14 protein-coding genes are annotated in these 19,965 nt (G+C 45.4%); 12 read left to right on the top strand and 2 right to left on the bottom strand.

Annotation, left to right across the window (positions count from 1 at the left end; all coding sequences use genetic code 11):
* Positions 1-59 precede the first annotated feature (59 nt).
* A complete protein-coding gene (locus FLA_RS14410; RefSeq protein WP_076378134.1) occupies positions 60-875 on the bottom strand; it encodes an SDR family oxidoreductase in 816 nt (271 codons plus the stop codon).
* Between the two features lie 259 nt (positions 876-1,134).
* On the opposite strand from FLA_RS14410, the gene FLA_RS14405 reads away from it, so the two are divergent.
* Complete coding sequence (locus FLA_RS14405) at positions 1,135-2,136, top strand: alpha/beta hydrolase (protein ID WP_076378136.1); 1,002 nt, start codon at positions 1,135-1,137, stop codon at positions 2,134-2,136.
* A 72-nt stretch (positions 2,137-2,208) separates the two neighbouring features.
* Here the strand turns inward: FLA_RS14405 and FLA_RS14400 are convergent, their stop codons facing one another.
* Positions 2,209-2,952 carry an acyl-CoA desaturase gene (locus tag FLA_RS14400; RefSeq protein ID WP_076378138.1) on the bottom strand — a complete coding sequence of 248 codons (744 nt, stop codon included), beginning with the start codon at positions 2,950-2,952 and terminating at the stop codon, positions 2,209-2,211.
* Between the two features lie 188 nt (positions 2,953-3,140).
* Between FLA_RS14400 and FLA_RS14395 the strand changes: the two genes are divergently transcribed.
* The 11 genes from FLA_RS14395 (at position 3,141) to FLA_RS14345 (ending at position 19,955) form a co-directional block, all read left to right on the top strand.
* On the top strand, positions 3,141-4,328 hold the full coding sequence (locus FLA_RS14395) for a zinc-dependent alcohol dehydrogenase (protein ID WP_231940443.1): 1,188 nt from the start codon (positions 3,141-3,143) through the stop codon (positions 4,326-4,328).
* Positions 4,329-4,415: 87 nt separating this feature from the next.
* Positions 4,416-5,027, top strand: coding sequence for an RNA polymerase sigma-70 factor (locus tag FLA_RS14390; protein ID WP_076378140.1), 612 nt, complete (start codon positions 4,416-4,418; stop codon positions 5,025-5,027).
* Between the two features lie 78 nt (positions 5,028-5,105).
* Positions 5,106-6,272 (top strand): FecR family protein, encoded by a 1,167-nt coding sequence (locus FLA_RS14385; protein ID WP_076378142.1) that lies wholly within the window; start codon positions 5,106-5,108, stop codon positions 6,270-6,272.
* Positions 6,273-6,519: 247 nt separating this feature from the next.
* Entirely contained in the window at positions 6,520-9,780 is a 3,261-nt protein-coding gene (locus FLA_RS14380) for a SusC/RagA family TonB-linked outer membrane protein (RefSeq protein WP_159445085.1), read from the top strand.
* 59 nt (positions 9,781-9,839) lie between these two features.
* On the top strand, positions 9,840-11,219 hold the full coding sequence (locus FLA_RS14375) for a RagB/SusD family nutrient uptake outer membrane protein (RefSeq protein WP_076378144.1): 1,380 nt from the start codon (positions 9,840-9,842) through the stop codon (positions 11,217-11,219).
* Positions 11,220-11,230: 11 nt separating this feature from the next.
* Positions 11,231-12,109 carry a peroxiredoxin family protein gene (locus FLA_RS14370; RefSeq protein WP_076378146.1) on the top strand — a complete coding sequence of 293 codons (879 nt, stop codon included), beginning with the start codon at positions 11,231-11,233 and terminating at the stop codon, positions 12,107-12,109.
* Between the two features lie 218 nt (positions 12,110-12,327).
* Positions 12,328-12,936: an RNA polymerase sigma-70 factor gene (locus tag FLA_RS14365; RefSeq protein ID WP_076378148.1), complete on the top strand. Its 609-nt coding sequence runs from the start codon at positions 12,328-12,330 to the stop codon at positions 12,934-12,936.
* Between the two features lie 70 nt (positions 12,937-13,006).
* The gene (locus tag FLA_RS14360; RefSeq protein WP_096511025.1) at positions 13,007-14,170 is read left to right on the top strand and encodes a FecR family protein; all 1,164 of its coding nucleotides are present in this window, start codon (positions 13,007-13,009) and stop codon (positions 14,168-14,170) included.
* A gap of 235 nt (positions 14,171-14,405) precedes the next feature.
* Positions 14,406-17,699, top strand: coding sequence for a SusC/RagA family TonB-linked outer membrane protein (locus FLA_RS14355; protein WP_159445086.1), 3,294 nt, complete (start codon positions 14,406-14,408; stop codon positions 17,697-17,699).
* A gap of 14 nt (positions 17,700-17,713) precedes the next feature.
* Positions 17,714-19,132, top strand: coding sequence for a RagB/SusD family nutrient uptake outer membrane protein (locus FLA_RS14350; protein ID WP_076378154.1), 1,419 nt, complete (start codon positions 17,714-17,716; stop codon positions 19,130-19,132).
* 28 nt (positions 19,133-19,160) lie between these two features.
* Positions 19,161-19,955 carry a DUF4843 domain-containing protein gene (locus FLA_RS14345; RefSeq protein ID WP_076378156.1) on the top strand — a complete coding sequence of 265 codons (795 nt, stop codon included), beginning with the start codon at positions 19,161-19,163 and terminating at the stop codon, positions 19,953-19,955.
* The last annotated feature ends 10 nt before the right edge of the window (positions 19,956-19,965 follow it).

The raw sequence follows: 19,965 nt of genomic DNA, 5'->3' as shown, positions 1-19,965 counted from the left end.
GTACAATAAAATTACAGCGTTATTGTTTGGCAATAACGCTGTAAGGAGAATAAGGGAAATTAAATACCAAATTGCGCTTTAATACCGTTGATAAAAGTGGTGTCGTCCAGTTGCTGACGACTATCAAGCAGGCTTTCCGCATCTGCGCCGACGCGGTAACGCAACTGATCCGTTCCATCTGTAGCAGCGGTGTAAATTACCTCCGCTACCACACTGGCAGGAGAAGCGTTTTCGAACATGCTATTCACTGCGCCCAGTACCTTATTCATCAATGGTTGATATTCCGGAAGGTTTTCGTCGTTGTGCAGGTCGAACGAGCGGCCGGCAAAGTCAGTGGCAATAGCACCCGGTTCTACAATCTTTACTTTCGCTCCAAATGCACCCAACTCGTAGCTTAAGGCTTCTGAAATACCTTCCACGGCAAATTTAGTTCCGTGGTACAGCGTACCGAATGGGAAGGTCATTTTACCCCCGATAGAGGATATATTGATTACTATACCGCTTTGCTGACTGCGGAAGTGCGGTAACACCGCTTTGGTTACATCTAATAACCCGATAACATTGGTATCGAACTGACGGATGATCTTTTCGCGGGGAAATGATTCCAGCGGACCGTAAGCGCCATAACCGGCATTATTCAGTAACACATCAATTTTACCAAATTGTGTAATGCCTTTGTTAACGGCTGCTTCAATAGAAGCTATATCCAGCACATCCAGTTTGGTAACCAGCACGTTGGGTAATGTGGCTAATTCAGTGGCTTCTTCCGGTTTGCGCATGGTGGCTATTACATTCCAGCCTTTTGCCTGAAACAACTGTGCGGTGGTTTTACCTATTCCGGTGCTGGCTCCTGTAATTAAGATGGTCTTATTCATTTTTTGTGGCTTTTATTATGATGTAAAGGTCATGTGTAAGGGCTACCTGCTGATAATACGAATTGCGGGAGGTTGTATACTTTTTGAGGAATATTCTCATATATTTAAAAAATATTCCATTTAGGATAACGGTTGTTTGTTTCCCATATGTGTGCATAGGGCAACATCTAGTATATAATTCATGTATTCTTCATTTCGGGAGGATGTTTGCCTTTGACAGCTATTGCGATAAGGTGGGCCTGCCTGGTAAAATTGATGTATGGTAAAACAGATCGCTGGTTTGTTGCTGTTATTGCAATGCTATGTTGCGGTAGCCCAACGTGCAGAATGGCGCACAGGGGTGAGGGATACTTCCTATAGCAATGCATCTGATTATGCGCATAATGTAAAATCTTTTCCTTTTATCCGTTTGGTGCCCGATTCGTCTGTATCGTCCGTAGAAGAGCAACGCAACCTGGTGTATGCGCAGGTGGGCGACCGTGCTTTGCATCTGGATGCTTTTACGCCCAGCGCTCCCCATAAAAACACACCGGCTATCGTAATAATACATGGCGGCGGCTGGCGCTCTGGCAATCGCTCGCAGCACATTCCACTGGCGCAGCATCTGGCAGCAAGGGGCATTGCCTGTTTTACGGTAGAATATCGATTGTCTACCGAAGCCTTTTATCCTGCAGCTGTATATGATATAAAAGCGGCTGTAAGATGGGTACATACGAAGGCGGCCGTTTATGGCATTGACCCTCAGAAAATAAGCATTCTTGGTTTTTCTGCCGGTGGAGAGCTGGCTGCTTTCACAGGTGTTACCAATGGTTTGCAGCAGTTTGAAGGAGTGGAGGGAGGAAGCAATGGCACCAGCCTGGTGAATGCAGTAATAGATATTGACGGCACATTATCTTTTGTGCATCCCGAATCGTGGGAAGCACAATATCCTGATAAAGCGGGGGCTTCTGCCCAATGGCTGGGCTATCCACGAACAGAACAGCTGGAGTTATGGAAGGAAGCATCGCCCTTTTCCTATGCAGATAGCAATAAGGTGCCATTCCTGTTTTTAAACAGTTCTATAGAACGGATGCATCCGGGGCGTAATGATTTTAAAAAGAAGATGGATGCAAAACAGGTATATACAGAGATTATAGAATACCCTAACACGCCTCATTCCTTTTGTTTATATGATCCGTGGTTTCCGCAGGTGGTAGAAGCGGTGAGCCGGTTTATACAAAAGATAAACAATGCGCAATCCCTGGTACCCCTAAAAAACTAATAGGGCGCGCGAATAATTTTTAAGGCATCCTTCAACAGCCCGGAGTCTGTTGTTGTTATAGGTGAGATAGTTTTACGCATCTGCTTTAGTCTGTGTAGAAAGCTTTATAATCCGAAGCCAGGAAAACAATCGTATAACAGGATATACCGGGTCAATTTCGTGCCAGCGCTTTCCAAAGTTGATGGAGGCCGGATTTTTATGATGATTGTTATGGTAAGATTCTCCTAACATCAACACATCCACAGTGAGTAAATTATGTGCTGTGTTTTTGAGTTTGAAATTTACATAGCCATATTTATGCGCAAACCAATTAATAATGGCTCCGTGAAAAGCACCCATTGCAATCATAACAGGTAGCAATAAAAGAAACCACCAGGCAGGTGAGAAAATAATTACAATGCTGGTGTATACTGCCACCCACAAAAGCCGGGAAATAGAAGAACTGGCCAGTTTATCAAATGTGTGCCAATGGGGCAGATTTTTAGTAAACCGCTCTTCTACCTGCATTTTACCTGTAAATATGTTGAGATAAAACTGTCGTGTGCGCCACATCATACCAAATATGTTTTTGGAGAATTGAGGTGAATGCGGGTCTTTATCAGTGTCTGTATAAGCATGGTGCATCCTATGCATAATGCCATAAGCAGCAGGGCTCATGTAGGATGAACCTTGCGAAAGGTAGGTGCAGATATAAAAGGTACGTTCCCAGAACCTGTTCATTTTAAACGCACCATGTGCTGCATATCTATGCTGGAAAAAGGTTTGAAAAAATAGAGAGGTGTACCATAGGGCAACGAAGAATAGTAAAACAGCCATACAATAATGATTTAATAACGGAAGAGAGAAATCGCGTGCAATGAGTTAACCAGGCCCGGGTGCTTGAGGTGCTATTGGGAATAGAAAAGAGATGAATGCGGCTTCTATTGAGTGTAAGGTAAGATAATACTTGTTAAGTAAAGGGTAATACTTGCTTTTTGACAGATTTAGTTTTTAAATGACAGGGAATGATTCTTTTATTATTAAAAGAAAAAATTATGAAAGCGCTGGTAATTCACGGAAAAAAGGATGTGCGGATTGATACGGTAGCTGACCCGGTGATAGAACACGCCCGGGATGCCATTATCCGTGTTACATCTACCGCTATTTGCGGTTCAGATTTGCATATATACAATGGTATGTTTCCACAGCCCCGCCCAATGGTGCTGGGGCATGAGTTTATGGGCATTGTAGAAGAAACGGGTAGTGGAATAAGCAATCTGAAAAAAGGCGACAGAGTGGTAGTTCCTTTCCCCATTGCCTGCGGCCATTGTCATTTCTGCAATATGGAACTGCACACCCATTGCGAAAACTCCAATCCGGAGCATTATGGCCCGGAAGGAGGATTGATGAAAGGCAAAGGTGGTGCCTTGTTTGGCTACACCGACCTGTATGGAGGTTATAACGGCGGACAGGCTGAATACTTGCGTATTCCTTATGCTGATATTGGCCCCCGGAAAATATCCGACAAACTAACAGATGCACAGGCGTTATTCCTGACAGATATATTTCCAACAGGATGGTCGGCTATTGAGTGGGCGGGTGTAAAAGGGGGAGAAACGGTAGCGGTATTCGGATGCGGGCCTGTTGGTTTAATGGCTATGAAAGCTGCCTGGATGCATGGTGCTGCACGTGTAATAGGTGTTGATATTGAACCTTACCGGTTAGAAAAAGCAAGGGTAACGGCTTCTGTAGAAACGATCAATGCCGCAAAAGAAGACGCTGTGGAAGTTATCCGGCAAATGACCGGAGGGTATGGTGCTGATGTATGCGTAGATGCGGTAGGTATGGAAGCGCATCAGAACTTCGGTGAAAAAATGATGAACATCATCCAGATGGAGAAGGGCTCTATGAAGGTGTTGGAACGCTGCCTGGATGCGGTGCGCAGGGGAGGACATGTAAGTGTGATGGGGGTGTACGGATCGCCTTACGATAATTTTCCTTTATACCAGTGGTTTGACAAAGGTATCACTTTACGTGGTGGCCAGGCCTGGGCCCATCACTATATAGATAAGCTGATTAACCTGGTAGAAACAGAAAAAGTAGTGTTGGATGATATTATCACGCATAGTGTACCACTGGCTGATGCAGCTAAAATGTACAGCATCTTTAATAACAAAGAAGACAATTGTGTAAAGGTGGTTTTGAAGCCATAAGCAGCAGGGGGAGGCAGCATTCAATAGGCTGCTTTCCTTATCTTTGATATTACCTTTACCCTGCCAGGGGAATGGGGATAACTGAATATGAGGGATCTGCAACATTTGAGTGATGAGGAACTGGTTCATTTTCTGAATGAAGGAAATGAATGGGCATTCAGTGAAATATACAACCGTTATTGGATGAAATTACTGGCACAGGCTACGTACGACCTTCAGAATGAGGCAGAAGCGGAGGAATGTGTGCAGGATGTTTTTGTGAAGATCTGGAAAAACAGGGCTTCCCTTACTTTACGTTACCAACTCTCTACTTATTTATACCGCGCCATTAAAAACCAGGCTATTAACGTGCTGGAAGCGCGCTATGCGAAGCGCAACCAGCTTTTACCCTTACCAGCCCATGTACCGGGAGGTGCCGCGCCTTCGGCCGATGCCGCTTTGCTGGAAAAAGAGCTGATGGCAGCACTGGAAGCGGCCATTGCTGCTTTACCCGAAAAATGTGCGGTAGTGTACCGCATGAGCAGGCTGGAAGGAAAAAACAACCAGCAAATTGCCAGTGAGCTGGGCATTGCCGAAAAAACGGTGGAAGGGCATATTACCAAAGCTATCAAGGGTATCCGGGAAGGGCTGGACGGGCCTGCATTCGCCTGCTTCTTTGTCTGTTTCGAGCTATCCCATCATACACATCTGTTGCATTAATCTGTATTTTTTCAAAAAAAAGCGCACTTCGGGCAAGGGGTAGGCATTTTTTCCCTGTCTCATAGCAAAAGTTGCCCCATGCATCCATTTTCCCAAGAAGAGATAGAACTGCTTTCCAGGAAATATAAAGAAGGGACTTTAACAGTAGAAGAACGAATTCGTTTTACGCAGTGGTATGCCCAGCTGACAACTACGCTGGAGCATTCCGGGGCAGAGAACACTGCAGATATTAAGGAGCGTATATTTAAAAATACGTATGCTGCCATACATGCCGGCGAGCAGTTACCGCAACAGGTAAACGGGCCAAAGGGATTGCTGGTAAGGTATCGCTATGTTACTGCGGCGGCAGTGCTGTTACTGCTGGCTGTAGCAGTGGTTTATTATATCATACCGCCAAAAACGGATGTTGATGCAGCATTGGTAAAAGCCCATGTAATGCCGGGCTCAGACAAAGCCATCCTTACTTTAGCCAATGGCAAAGTAATAGACCTTACTACCGCACCTGAAGGCGAACTGGCTATCGATAATAATGCGGTAGTTAAGAAACAGAAAGGCGGGGAAGTGCATTTTTCCGGTACAGGCCAAGGGGCAGGTACAACGGCTAATGTTTACAATACGATACATATTCCCAAAGGCGGGCAGTGGAAACTGGTATTGAATGATGGAACCAAAGTATGGTTGAACGCTGCTACTTCCCTCAAATTTCCTGCTGCTTTTGCGGGCAAAAACCGTGAGATATTCCTGGAGGGCGAAGGTTATTTTGAAGTGGCAGAAAATGTGGCGCATCCTTTTATCGTGCATACAGGTCATCAAACTATTGAAGTACTGGGTACACATTTTAATGTCAATGCTTACACAGAAGAAAGCAACACACAAACAACACTGTTGGAAGGCTCGGTGAGAATTAACGGATCTGCATTGCTTACGCCCGGACAAAAAGGAGTAAGCAATGGCTATGCCTTAGAGGTGCAGAATGCCGATGTAGAACAGGCTGTTGCCTGGAAGGAAGGCAATTTTATGTTCAATGGCGAAGACCTGGCTGGCATTATGCGGCAGATAAGCCGCTGGTATAAAGTAGATGTGCGGTTTCAGTCGCCTGAATTAAAAGAGATCACTTTCAGCGGAAGCATATCCCGGTCGGTACCTTTTGATAAACTCATACACCGGTTGTCGTTAACCAAAGAAGTGAGTTTTACAATTGAGAATAATACCATTATTGTTCAGCCTTATCATAACCCACGTTAATCCCTTTATTGATCACTAAAACATGCTTATGACTAAAAAATGAAACTGTAAACAGCACACATAACCAAAACAAAAAACCGGAGGTGCTGGTAACACCATCCGGCGGATGTTTCAGAGTTAATCTTTCCGGTTACCCGGAAAAGGTATTTGCAATATTTATTAACCCGAACATTACAAAAGTATGAATTTCTCTGCTTATCAGGCGGGCGCTACGCTATGCAGGCGTGTGTCTAAACTATTTCTCATTATGAAATTGACAATTGCCATCATAATGTGCACTTTGTTGCAGGCAAATGCTGCTGGTTTTGCGCAGCAGGTAACCATTAAAAAGAACGGGATCAGTCTCAAAAGCTTTTTCCGGGAAATTAAAAGACAAACAGGTTATGATGTTATTTATGCGGACAAGGTATTGAACGATAAAAAAACGATCAATGCCGCTTTTCAGAACACCTCTTTGCAAGCTGCGCTGGAAAAGGCGCTGGAAGGGCAAACGGTTAGCTTTGTGGTAGAGGACAAAAGCATTATTGTAAGCCGGAAATTGAATGCGGCTTACAATAACTATATTCCCCCACCACCCGGTATTGAAATACAGGGAAAAATAGTGGATGAGCATAATCAGCCGTTAGCAGGCGTAAATATTAAAGCGGCTATTACCGGCAATCCTGCCCATGCAGAATGGGCTCCGCTGGTAATTACAGGTACTACTGCTTCCCGTGCAGATGGTTCTTTTTCAGTTACCGTAAGTGAAGCTGCCCGGTATCTTATTTTCTCCTATGTGGGATACGATACCAAAATAGTGGAAATAGACAACCAGCATTTTATCACGGTAGCAATGGTGGCTGGTAAAAACGCACTGGATGATATTCAGATAGTGGCTTACGGCACCACCACCCGGCGCATGGCTACCGGATCGGTAACTTCTGTAAAATCTGAGCAGTTACAAAAGCAGCCTGTATCTAATCCGTTGCAGGCATTAGCCGGAAGGGCAGCAGGGGTGTATATTACGGAAGCGGCTGGTGTGGCCGGTTCTACCGTTTCCTTGCAGATAAGGGGACAAAACAGCATTAGTGCAGGTATCAATCCATTATATATTATAGATGGTGTTCCATATAGCTCTGCAGCCACTGAAAATTCCAGTGGCACCTATAGCCCCACTGCTATAGTGGGTGGAGGGCTTAGTCCTTTTGATAACATTCCTACCAGTGACATTGAAGCCATCGAAATTTTAAAAGATGCGGATGCTACTGCCATTTATGGTTCCAGGGCTGCCAACGGTGTAGTGGTGATCACTACCAAAAAAGGAAAGTCTGGCACGATGAAGATAGATGCCAATGTGTATTCCGGTATCAGTAAAATAACACGGGGTATTCATATGCTTTCTACAGAGCAATACCTGGCTATGCGTAAAAAGGCTTTTGCGAATGATAATATTACACCTACTGTAGCCAATGCGCCTGATCTCATCAACTTTGGTAGTGGTGAAACTGATTTTCTGAAATATATTATGGGTAACAATTCCCATTTTACAGATGCTACGGTAGGTATTTCGGGCGGCGCTAAAAATACGCAATACCTTATCAGCAGCAACTTCCGGCATCAATCAGCCGTAGTGCCTGGCAGCTATTCCGATAATAAAGGCACGGTGCGTTTTAATATTCAAAGCCAGTCGGAGAAAAATATTTTCAGTATTAATTTATCTGGCGCTTATACAAAAAACATCAACAATCTTCCCAATGCTTCTGTGAGCGGCGTGTACGCACTGCCACCTAATTTGCCCCTGTATAAAGCAGATGGAAGCTTTTATTGGGATAACAACTATACCAATCCGGCTGCAGCCTTAAAAGGGCCTATGAGCTTTACCAGCGATAACATTATAGCCAACAGTACTTTGAAGTTCAACATCCTGCCTGGCCTGAGTTTTAAAACTGACCTGGGCTTTAACAGGCTTACTGTGAGTTCGGTAAAAGCAAGCACCCGTGCTTCCCGCAACCCCAATACCACCACTACTGGTAGTGTTACCTTACAAACCAACTATACCCAGGTATACAATATTGAACCGCAGCTGAATTACACGCGCAGAATAGGTTCAGGTAAGCTGGATGTGCTGGCAGGAGGCACCTACCAGCGTACCAAATTTGTAGAGCCATATTTTATTACAGGTTCGTTCACCAACGACTTGTTATATAATGATCTGTCATCTGTAACACAGTTATTATCAGGTAGTGGTTTTCTCGATAATAAGTACCTGTCCATGTTTGGCCGTATTACCTACAGCTTGTCCAGCAAATACATCCTCAATTTTAATGGCCGAAGAGATGGATCTTCCCGTTTTGGGCCGGGTAAGCGCTTTGGTAACTTTGGAAGCGTTGGCGGAGCCTGGATTTTCACCGAGGAAAAATGGGCCAGACATCATTTGCCATGGATAAGCTTTGGTAAACTACGCGGTAGTTATGGTACGCTGGGTAACGATCAGGTAGGAGACTATGCTTATTTATCGCTTTATTCCAGCTTTAGTTTATATCCTTCTTACAACGGTGTAAGTGCTTTAAATCCTGTCAGGTTGTCTAATGATAAGTTCAGCTGGGAGGTAACCAAAAAGCTGGAACTGGCAGCAGATGTGAACTTCTTAGACGACAGAATTTCACTTACTGCGGCCTGGTATCGCAATCGCTCTACTAATTTATTATTAAGTGTTCCGGTGCCTACGCAAACAGGTTTTACTTCTTATGTGGGTAATTTACCTGCGCTGGTGCAGAATACCGGATGGGAATTTACCGTCAACTCAAAAAATATAATAAAAGGTACATTCAGCTGGAACACATCTGTAAACGTTACTATACCTAAAAACAAATTGGTTTCGTATACCGGGTTATCCAGTTCTTCTTATGCTAACTCATTAGTAATAGGTCAGCCCCTTTCCGTATTGCAGGCTTACCATTTTACAGGGTTTAAAGAAGGGATTGCCCAGTTTCAGGATCTGGATAAAAATGGCGCTATCACTGCCGGATCATTTACTACCACCGGAAAAGGAGATTATGGTGTAGCAGGAAGCACGGCTCCCAAATACATGGGCGGCATTAATAACACTTTTACTTATAAAGGCTTTCAGCTAGATTTTCTTTTCCAGTTTGTAAAAAAGCAAGGGTATAATATTTATTACAATACTTCCATTCCTGGCAGAAGCACGAATGTGCCGGAAGATGTGTTAAGTAAACCATTTACTTATACTACACTTACTGCTTCGCCTGCGGCTACTGCTTTTAATTTGTATAAGTTATCAGATGCAGCTATATCAGATGCTTCTTTTATACGCCTGAAAACGGTATCACTGAGCTACAATATTGACAATGCATTCATCCGTCGTATCGGGCTCAGGAATTTTAATGTGTATATGCGTGGTCAAAACCTTTTCACCATTACCAAATACCTGGGGCTTGATCCGGAGACAATGGGCACTGCTGTTCCTCCCATGAAATTAATGAGCTTAGGTTTACAAACATCTTTATAACAATCAGGATGAAAAAGAGTCTATTCATAAATAATGCCCTTACGCTAAAAATAATCCACATGGTAAAATATACAGGTCGTATTCCATTATTCCTTCTGGGTTGTATAGGGGTGATGACGATTACAGGCTGCAAGAAATTAACAGAGGTAGGCGTGCCTAAAAACCAGATAGCTTCCTCCGGTGTTTTCCTGGATCAGGCAGGTGCAGAAGCGGCCATTGCAGGCATGTATGGCGGCTTGTACTCTTCCAGTAACAGCACCAGCAGCAATATCCCTACTTATGGGGCAGGAATAAGCCTTTTAAATGGCTTGCTGGCCGATGAACTAACGTATAATGGCACAACCTTCGATCAATATACCACCAACGGACTGGTATCTAATGAATCGAATGTAGCCAATGTATGGACCGATTCTTATGCTGCTATTTACAGGGCCAATGCTATTATAGAGGGTGTGGCTGTCAGCAGCTTTCCCACTGCTTATAAAAACCAGGCTACAGGCGAAGCTTTGTTTATCCGTGCCTTTTGTCATTTTTATCTGGTGAACCTGTATGGTGATGTGCCTTTGATGACCACTACAGTAGTGCAGGATAATCAAACCGCTTCACGTGCAGCCGCTTCGCTGGTATATAACCAGATTATTACTGATCTGGAGCAGGCTGTAACGCTGTTAACAGAAACGTATCCATCGGGCAGCAACCGTACCCGGGTAAACAAATATGCGGCCGCTGCATTGCTGGCACGTGTGTATCTGTATCATGGCGACAATGATAAGGCAGAAGCAGCCGCCACCCAGGTGATCAATGCGGCAGCATTATATACCTTGCCAGGTGATCTCTCTACTGTGTTTTTAACATCCAGTACAGAAGCTATCTGGGACTTTGATACGTCTGTATTTGGCTATCCTTTTGTAGGGGCGCAAACGGTTCCTAATGCCGGTGTAATCCCTTATTTTGTAGTGATGCCGAATCTGTTAGCGGCATTTGAAGTGAACGATAAGCGTAAGGCCAGCTGGGTGAATATTTCTGCTGATTATTATTATCCTTATAAATACCACACTAAAACGAAAGTAAACCAGGAGTATGACGTTGTGCTAAGGCTGGCAGAGCAATACCTGGTAAGGGCAGAAGCAAGGGCGCAACAGAAGAACTTAACCGGCGCCACAGAAGATATTAATGTTATCAGAAAACGTGCAGGCTTAGGTAATACACCAGCAGCCACGCAGGGCGAATTGCTGGCAGCAGTGGCACAGGAAAGAAGAGTAGAGCTTTTTTCAGAATGGGGCCATCGCTGGCTGGATCTGAAACGTACCGCTAAAGTGGATTCTGTTATTACTGCGCTTAAACCCGGATTGTGGGAAACAACAGATGCGTTGTATCCTGTACCCAGCGCGGAAAGAACGAAGAATGTAAACCTGTCTCAGAACTTAGGATATAATTAAACAAAAAAAATATGAAAATTTCCATAGTAACCATCGTAGCGTTATCCTTAACGGGAGCTACCATTGCACAAACTCCTTCTGGCAGCACACCCGCTTCCAAAGAGAAGACGCCGGAACAACAGGCTTATGACAATTTATATGCAGGCGTGAACAAACAACGCGATTCACTTACGCAGGAATGGACAAAGCTTTCGCCGGAACAAAAAAAGGATACTGCTTTTTCCAAAGCTTATATGAAGCAGTTTGATGTGTTAAAAGAGCAATCGCATCAGATTAGCCGGATGTATATTGATCAGCATCCGGAATCGCCTTATGCTTTGAATGCGATTAAGGATCTGGATAATGGTGCTTTTATCATTCATGCAGAAGTGGTAGACCCTCTGTTTAAAAAGCTGTCGCCTGCTGTGCAGCAATCCGAAGCAGGCAAAGCATTTGCAGCCAGAATTGAAAAAGCCAGGCTGTTGGGTATTGGCCAGATGGGCCCTGTTTTCTCTGCACCTGACACAACAGGGAAAGCAGTATCAACCCGGGATTTTAAAGGTAAATATGTGCTTGTTGACTTTTGGGCCAGCTGGTGTAAGCCCTGCCGTGCCGAGAACCCTAACGTGTTAAAAGCGTATGAGAAATACAAGGATAAAAACTTTACCGTATTAGGCGTGTCGCTTGACAACGAAAAAGCAAAAGAAGCATGGCTGAAGGCCATTCATGATGATGCCATGCCCTGGACACAAATTTCAGATCTGAAAGGTTGGAGCAGTCCGGCTGCCGAGCTGTACGATGTACATGCTATACCACAAAACTACCTTTTAGACCCATCTGGTAAAATTGTGGCCAAAAATATTCGTGGGGAGCAACTGCATACTGCGCTGGAAACGATTTTAGGTAAGTAGGATAGTGGCTGGATAAGGTTCATTGTCATGTTTTGGCAATGAACCTTTTTAGTAAGAAGATGGTTGCCCATTAAATTATTTTGAGGGATATTTGATAGCAGATGTATATGAAATTGGGTTTCATTGCATTGTGTTGGGAGATGTTTAACCCCCTTTAGCAACTCTAAGTACAAACAACACAACTGCACAAATCCCCAAAACACCCTACTTTTACGCTGTTGACTGATACTGACTATAGCGAAGAGAAGAGCGGCAAACCCCATCCGTTACCCCAACCGGATTTGCAGCAACAAGCCACTGGCGGCAGCCGGGAGGCCTTTAAAGCCATTTACGATAAATACTGGCCCGATTTGTTCCAGGCCGCCTACAAGCGCACCCGCAATGCCGATGATGCGCGCGACCTGGTGCAGGAGCTGTTTATTGCCCTTTGGGATAATCCCGACCGGCTGCTACAGGAAACCGACCTGGGTGGCTACCTGTTTGTGGCCCTGCGTAACCGCATTTTCAACTATTTCGAAAAGCAAACTGTGCGGCTTAATTACCTCATGGCGCAGCCTTTTAAGCCGGTAGAGTCGGAAGATGCCATTTTCAGCACCATCCGCACCCGCGAAATAAAAGCTTGTGTGGCAGCGGCAGTAGCAGCCATGCCGCCACGTATGAAGGAAATTTATATACTCAGCCGCGAGCAACAACTGAGCATTGCTGAAATTGCCGGCCTGCTGGGTATAGCGCCACAAACCGTTAAAAACCAGTTGCATACGGCGCTGGAAAAAATACGCACCCACCTCGACAGCCATAACCTCGGCAGTTTTTTCTTTCTTTTTTAATTTTTTTCCATCCGGCATAGTACTACCCGTTTAGTTACCTGTTATAGTATATAAACAGGCATACTGCAACGTGAGTTCAACACAATATAATATACAGGAATTGTTGAAGAAGTACCGGGAAGGTACTGCTTCGGCAGAAGAGCGCGCTTTGCTGGAAGCATGGTATCATGCACTGGAATACGATGCCACCGCTTTTGCCGATGAAGAAGCCATGCAGCAGATGCAGGCGGCCAGTTGGGAAGTGATTACAGCCGGAAAACGTCAGCAGGCGCCTGTTGTGGGGCTGTTCAGGCGCTACCGGATAGGAGTTGCTGCTGCAGTAGTGCTGGCAGTGGCAGGCATCACCTGGTTTACTATCAACAGGCAGCAGCCTAAACAGGAAACCATTCCAACAGCCCAAACCACACCAGCAGCACCAGCCAGTGACAAAGCTGTGTTAACCCTGGCCGATGGGCGACAGATAGTGCTGGAACAGGCAGATAGCGGGGCTATTGCCGAGCAAAATGGCATTCGTATTATCAAACTCAATAACGGCCAGCTGGCTTACGATAAAGCGAATAAATCCGGCGCGCAAAAGCCATCGGCTACAGCAATGTATAACACACTTACCACGCCGCGCGGGGGACAATATAAAATAGTGCTACCAGATGGTACTGTGGTGCAGATGAACTCGGCCTCTTCCATCACTTATCCCACTGCTTTTGCAGGTAAGGAAAGGGTGGTAAAGCTCAATGGCGAAGCCTATTTTGAAGTGGCCCGCAATGCACAGCAGCCTTTTAAAGTGGAGGTGAATAAAACTGTGGTGGATGTGTTAGGTACGGCGTTTAACATACATGCCTATACCGATGAACCGGCTGTTACTACCACGTTGGTAAACGGGAGTGTGCGGGTAACACATACGATGGCGGCAGGCAGTAAGTCAGAGCTGTTAACACCGGGCCAGCAGGCAGTAGGGGCCGAAACCTACCTGGTAACCCGCAAAGCCAATATGCGCCAGGTGTTATCGTGGAAGAACGGGCTGTTCATTTTTGAAGACCGGAAGCTGGAAGATGTGCTGCGGGAAGTTTCGCGGTGGTATGATATAGATATTGACATGCAGGCTCCGGCAGATGATACGCGGTATGGTGGAGTGATTAACCGCAACAGCGATCTCAAAAAGGTTTTAGAGCTGTTGGAGCGCAATGGAATCAGGCATTTCAAAATAGAAGGCCGCAAAGTAATCGTACTTCCTTAATCCATATAATATGTAAACAATCACTGCTTATGACGTAACAAAAAACTGACACAAGCCCGGAAAACAAAAACCGGAGATGCTACGAACATCCCCGGCAGGCGTTTGATTTTGGGCTTCCCTCTTGCTGAAAGAATTCCATTTAAAACCAAAACATGCTAAAGTTATGCATTTTATCCTTCGCAAAAGGATAGGGCCAGTCCTTTGCCTTTTGCAGTCCCGAAAAATAATGCTGTATATGAGATTAACTGCTTTGCTTCTTGTGATTTGTATGCACGTGAGCGCTACCGGCTTATCGCAGAAGGTAACCCTTTCGGTGCATAAACAGCCGCTGCATGAAGTGATTAGTGAAATAGCCGCCCAAACAGGAGTGAGCATGATCTTTAACATGGAGCAGTTGCGCACAGCCGCACCGGTAACCATTGATTTAAAAGATACCCCGCTGGAAGAAGCGTTGAAAGCGGTATTTAAAAACCAGGCCTTTCAATATGAAGTGAAAGAAGGTACGGTGATTATTAAAAAACAAAGAACCTTGTTAATGGATTTGCCTGTTGGTGCCGCGCCCGATAACCGCCAGGTAGAACTGATGGTGCGGGTAATGGATGAAAGAGGTGTGCCAATGGCGGGTGTAACAGTAGCTATTAAAGGATCCAAACGAACTTATGTAACCAATAGCAATGGCTTGCTGGCTTTACAGGATATGCCTGGTGAGTTTGTGATGATTATTTCCAGTGTAGGTTATGAAGAGCAGGTGATACATGTTTCTCCTGAAATGCAGGCAGTGGCGGTGCATTTGAAAGTAAAGGTGAACCAGCTGAATACATTGGAACTAAGCACAGGTATGGGCGTACGTAAAAAGGAAAGTTTTACCGGTGCTGCAGCAGTATACAGCGGCCAGGATTTGAAAACCGTAGGCAACAGGAATATCCTGGAAAGTCTCCGAAGCCTGGACCCTTCGTTTATTAAGGTAGAAAACAATCTGCAGGGCAGTAACCCTAACAAGCTGCCCGATTTTGAAATAAGAGGCAGAACCAGTATCAGCACTATTAACCTGAACGATCAGTTCAGTTCTAATCCCAACCAGCCCTTGTTTATACTGGATGGTTTTGAAACTACACTACAGGCTATTTACGATCTGGATATGAATCGCGTGGCCAGTGTTACTATATTAAAAGATGCGGCTTCTACAGCGCTGTATGGCTCTAAGGCGGCGAATGGTGTGGTGGTAGTTGAAACCAAACGACCAACACCGGGTAGGCTACAGGTAAGTTATAATGGCGATTTCCAGGTAGATGTGCCTGATTTACGCAGCTATAACCTGATGAATGCCGCAGAGAAATTGCAGTTTGATAAACTGGCCGGCCGCTATTCCAGCACCGGGCAGCTCGGTTGGGAAAGTGAGGCTGTGTATAATGCACGCCTGGCCGAAGTGCAGAAAGGGGTGAACACCTATTGGTTAAGCGAACCGGTGCAAACGGGTTTCTCTAACAAGCATTCGGTGCAGGTTACCGGTGGTAGTCCTGATTTGATGGTGAATGCAGGTATCTTATACAGCAAGCAAAATGGTGTCATGAAAGGTTCGGGTCGCGACAACTGGAGCGGTAATATCAACCTCAGTTACCGTAAAGGCCGCGTGAATATTTCCAACCTGTTCACTGTGCGTGGTAACACGGCTATAGAATCGCCTTATGGTTCATTCTCCGATTTTGCCAATGCCATTCCTTACTACCGTAAGCGAAATGACGATGGTTCTATTCCCCGTTATCTCGATCCCTTATATGACACCTCCATCCTTAATCCTTTATACAATGCCAGCATATACAGTAAAAATCAAACGCAGCAGTTTGCTTTTCAAAACAACCTGCAGGCGATAGTTACGCTTTCCCCTTCGTTTCGCTTACAAGGTGCTGTGCTGGTAGGCAAAGGCAACACTACTACACTGGTGTTTATTCCACCTGATAACTCCGCTTTCCAGGGCTTACCTGCCAACCAGCAGGGCAGCTACCAGAACACACGGCTGGAAAACAGCCAGTACAATGCCAACCTGATGCTTACTTACGCTAAGTTGGTGAACAGGCATCAGTTCACTGCTTCGGTGCGTGGCGATGTGCAGCAACAGAAGAATAATACCGTAGGATTTACCGCCGTAGGCTTTCCCTATGGCACAGATGGCAGCCCCGCTTTTGCTTATGGCTTTATGCCCTACAGCACACCGGTGGCCAGCAACATCACCACCCGTAGTGTAGGTTTTTTAACCAACCTCAACTATGTATACGACCGGCGCTTTATGCTGGATGCCGTATACCGCCTGGATGGTACCAGCGTGTTTGGCAGCAGCCGTCAGTTTAAGCCGTTCGTTTCGGCAGGGTTGGGCTGGAACCTGCATAATGAACAATTTATGAAGCAGCTGAAATGGGTTAACCTGTTAAAGCTGCGTGGCAACATGGGCTATTCGGGTAATGAAAATATAGGCACTTTCAGCTCGGTATCGTTATACAATTATATCTCCGGCAACACCAACAACTTTGGCCAGGGACTTACAGTGGCTTCGTTAGGTAACCCGGTGCTGGACTGGCAAAAAACTTTACAGGAAAGTTATGGGGTAGACTTTAACCTGCTCAACAACCGTGTAAGTGGTTCCGTGGAATATTTTCACAAGAAAACAGATCCGCTGGCAGTAGGTGCAGCAGGTACGTTGCCTTCCTCTGCCGGAGTAAATGCCAACTATGTACTCAACCTGGGCTACCTCACCACCAAAGGCTGGACCGTGAACGTGCGCGTATCGCCAGTGTATAACCTGAAAGACCGTATTATATGGACTATTGGTGTGATGGGCAGCAACTATACCAGCCGTTATGGTGGCTTTAGTAACCGTTTAAGTGAACTGAACAAGGCCGAGCAGGATGCCAATGGGTTAAGCAGGTATTATGATGGATACAGTCCGGATGATATGTGGGCAGTGGTATCGCGGGGTATAGACCCGGCTACAGGGGTAGAAGTGTTTCAGAAGAAGAATGGTAAGCTCACTTACGACTACGATCCGGCAGATATTGTAAAGGTGGGCAATACACGACCTACTATTGAAGGCACTATGAACACTACACTGGCCTATAAAGATTTTACACTGGGCGCTGTAGTGCGTTACCAGGTGGGTGGTTATGTGTTTAATAATGCTTTGTTTAATAAGGTAGAAACCAACAGCAGTGCAACCTTTAATAATAATATGGACAGACGGGCCTTGTACGACCGCTGGCAAAAGCCGGGCGATGTAGCGCAGTTTGCAGGCATCGGCACTTATGCAAGCAGGGTAATGTCGTCCCGCTTTATTCAAAAGGATACCCATTTTACAGGTGAGTCGTTTTCTATTGGCTACCGCGTAAATGGTGGCTGGGTGAAAAAAATGCAGTTGCAAACGCTGGGCATCAACTTATACCTGAATGATATATTCCGTATAGAAAGCATCCTTACCGAAAGAGGTATCGACTATCCTTATGCCCGCACTTTTTCTTTCAGTATTAACGCTTCATTTTAATTCAAATGCATTGTATGTTACAGAAATATAAATTGTTACTGTGGTGCCTGTTACTGGTGGGTTTATGCAGCTGTAAAAAATACCTGTCGGTACAGCCCGAAGGCTCGTATTCCGAAGACCAGGTATATAGCAATCCCAATGCGATGCAACAGGCTTTAAATGGCTTGTACATCAGCCTGGCAGATAGCACGCTGTACGGACAGTTTTTAAGTAATACCGTAATAGAAATGATGGGGCAGCGCTATACGCCACCTGTTACTACCACACGCGTGGTACGACCTTTCCAAACCTATCAGTATACCGATGTAAATGTGATGAAGGCTTTTGACGGCTTATGGCAACAGGCCTATAATACGATACTGGCTGCCAACCTGTTTATTACCAAGGCTAATAACGCTATCAGTAACAATGTGGTTACACCACAGCAGGGGCAGCTGATGATAGGGGAAGCCACGGCTATACGTGCCATGTTACATTTTGACCTGTTGCGTTTATTTGGCCCCGTGTATGCCAGTGAGCCCAATAAACAGGCCATACCTTATTATACCACTGCCGATGGCAAAACGCAGCCCTTGCTTACCGCAGCACAGGTAATGGAAAAGGTGCTGGCAGATTATACTACTGCAGCCAGTTTGCTGGCGGCCGACCCGGTAATTACACAAGGCGTAGTGAATAATAGTAATTTTTATAGCGGTTTACGTAACCAGCGCCTGAACTATTATGCAGTGAAAGGCCTGATGGCCAGGGCTTACCTGTGGGCAGGACAAAAAACTCAGGCACACCAGCAGGCGCAGGAAGTGTTAACACAGGGTGAAAAATGGTTCCCGTGGACTAAATCAGAAACGATAGAATTCTTACAGGATAACCCGGATCGTATTTTTTCCAGCGAAGTGTTGTTCAGCATCTACAATCCCAATATGTATGTAGGATATTATGCCTGGTTTAGCCCCGATCTGGGTACGGATATAGTATTAACGGCCGATGGCGACCGTTTGGGAATGTTGTATGAAAATATGGATAACGATTATCGTTATAATATCAATACCTGGCGCGCTACCACACTCACGAAGAAATGTTTTTTCAAGTTTGCCGATGTGCCCGATATCCGCCAGCCCTTCCGCTTTTTGCAACCGGTGCTGCGCAAAACAGAATTGTATTATATACTGGCCGAAACAGAAAGCGATGCGCAGCAGGCGCTTACCTTGTTAGATACGGTGCGTTATCATCGCAACCTGCCTAACCTGGATGCCACGGCCAATGTACCCAACGAAATACAAAAAGAGTATCAGAAAGAGTTTTGGGGCGAAGGGCAATTGTTTTTCTATTACAAGCGCAATAATGTAAGCGACGTACCCGGCGGCGACAGCCCATGGAGTACGTATACACCCAATTATGTAGTGCCGCTGCCGCTTTCTGAAACCACACCGCGATAAACCAAGGCAATCACTTAACAAGTAAAACATGCGTACAGCTTTTTATAAACTTTTACTGGTGGCCGCTATACCGGTTGTATTCGCTGCCTGTAAAAAGGAAGGGATAATGACCTACAATGCCAGCGATAATATTTTTTTCAATTATAAAACAGGAGTAGACCCCAGTCGTGATCAGTTAGGTTTTGTGATAGACTCACTTGACTTTACGTTTGCCTATAGTGCCGCAAGTGTTACCGATACACTGTTTCCCATACCTGTAGGCGTATCAGGCGCACCCGCTGCCACTGATCGCACCTATAAAGTGGTGATAGATGCAGGCGCTACTGCTGTAGAAGGTAAGCATTACAATTTTACGCCACTGGTAGTAAAGGCTGGCCGTGTAACAGATACGCTGTGGATACATTTTAACAGAACGGCAGACCTCATGCAGGGAAAAGTAAGTATGACACTGCACCTGGTGCCGAATGAAAATTTCTCTACAGATATAGAACGCCGGCTGGAACACTCGGACAAAGACACCATCAATATTATCCAGTTTCGCCTGTCCCTTTCAGATATGCTTACGGAAGGGCCTGACTGGAATAGTTACGAAACCTATTTCGGCACTTTTAGTGAAAAGAAAGTGCGGCTGATGAATCAGATAGTGGGCCTGCCATTGGATTTCTGGGCTTATGGCAACGGGCTTAGTGGTGCCGACATTGCCAACGCCGTGTATTACGCCACCTCTATGTCGCGCTACCTGAGCCAGCAGGCGGCTGCAGGAAATACTATCTATGACGAAGATGGCGTAACGCCAATGAAGATGGGCACCGATTATCAATAATTAAATTGAA

Origin of the sequence: Filimonas lacunae, from assembly GCF_002355595.1 — a bacterium.
Lineage (GTDB): Bacteria > Bacteroidota > Bacteroidia > Chitinophagales > Chitinophagaceae > Filimonas > Filimonas lacunae.
This window is presented reverse-complemented; position numbering and strand designations above follow the sequence as displayed.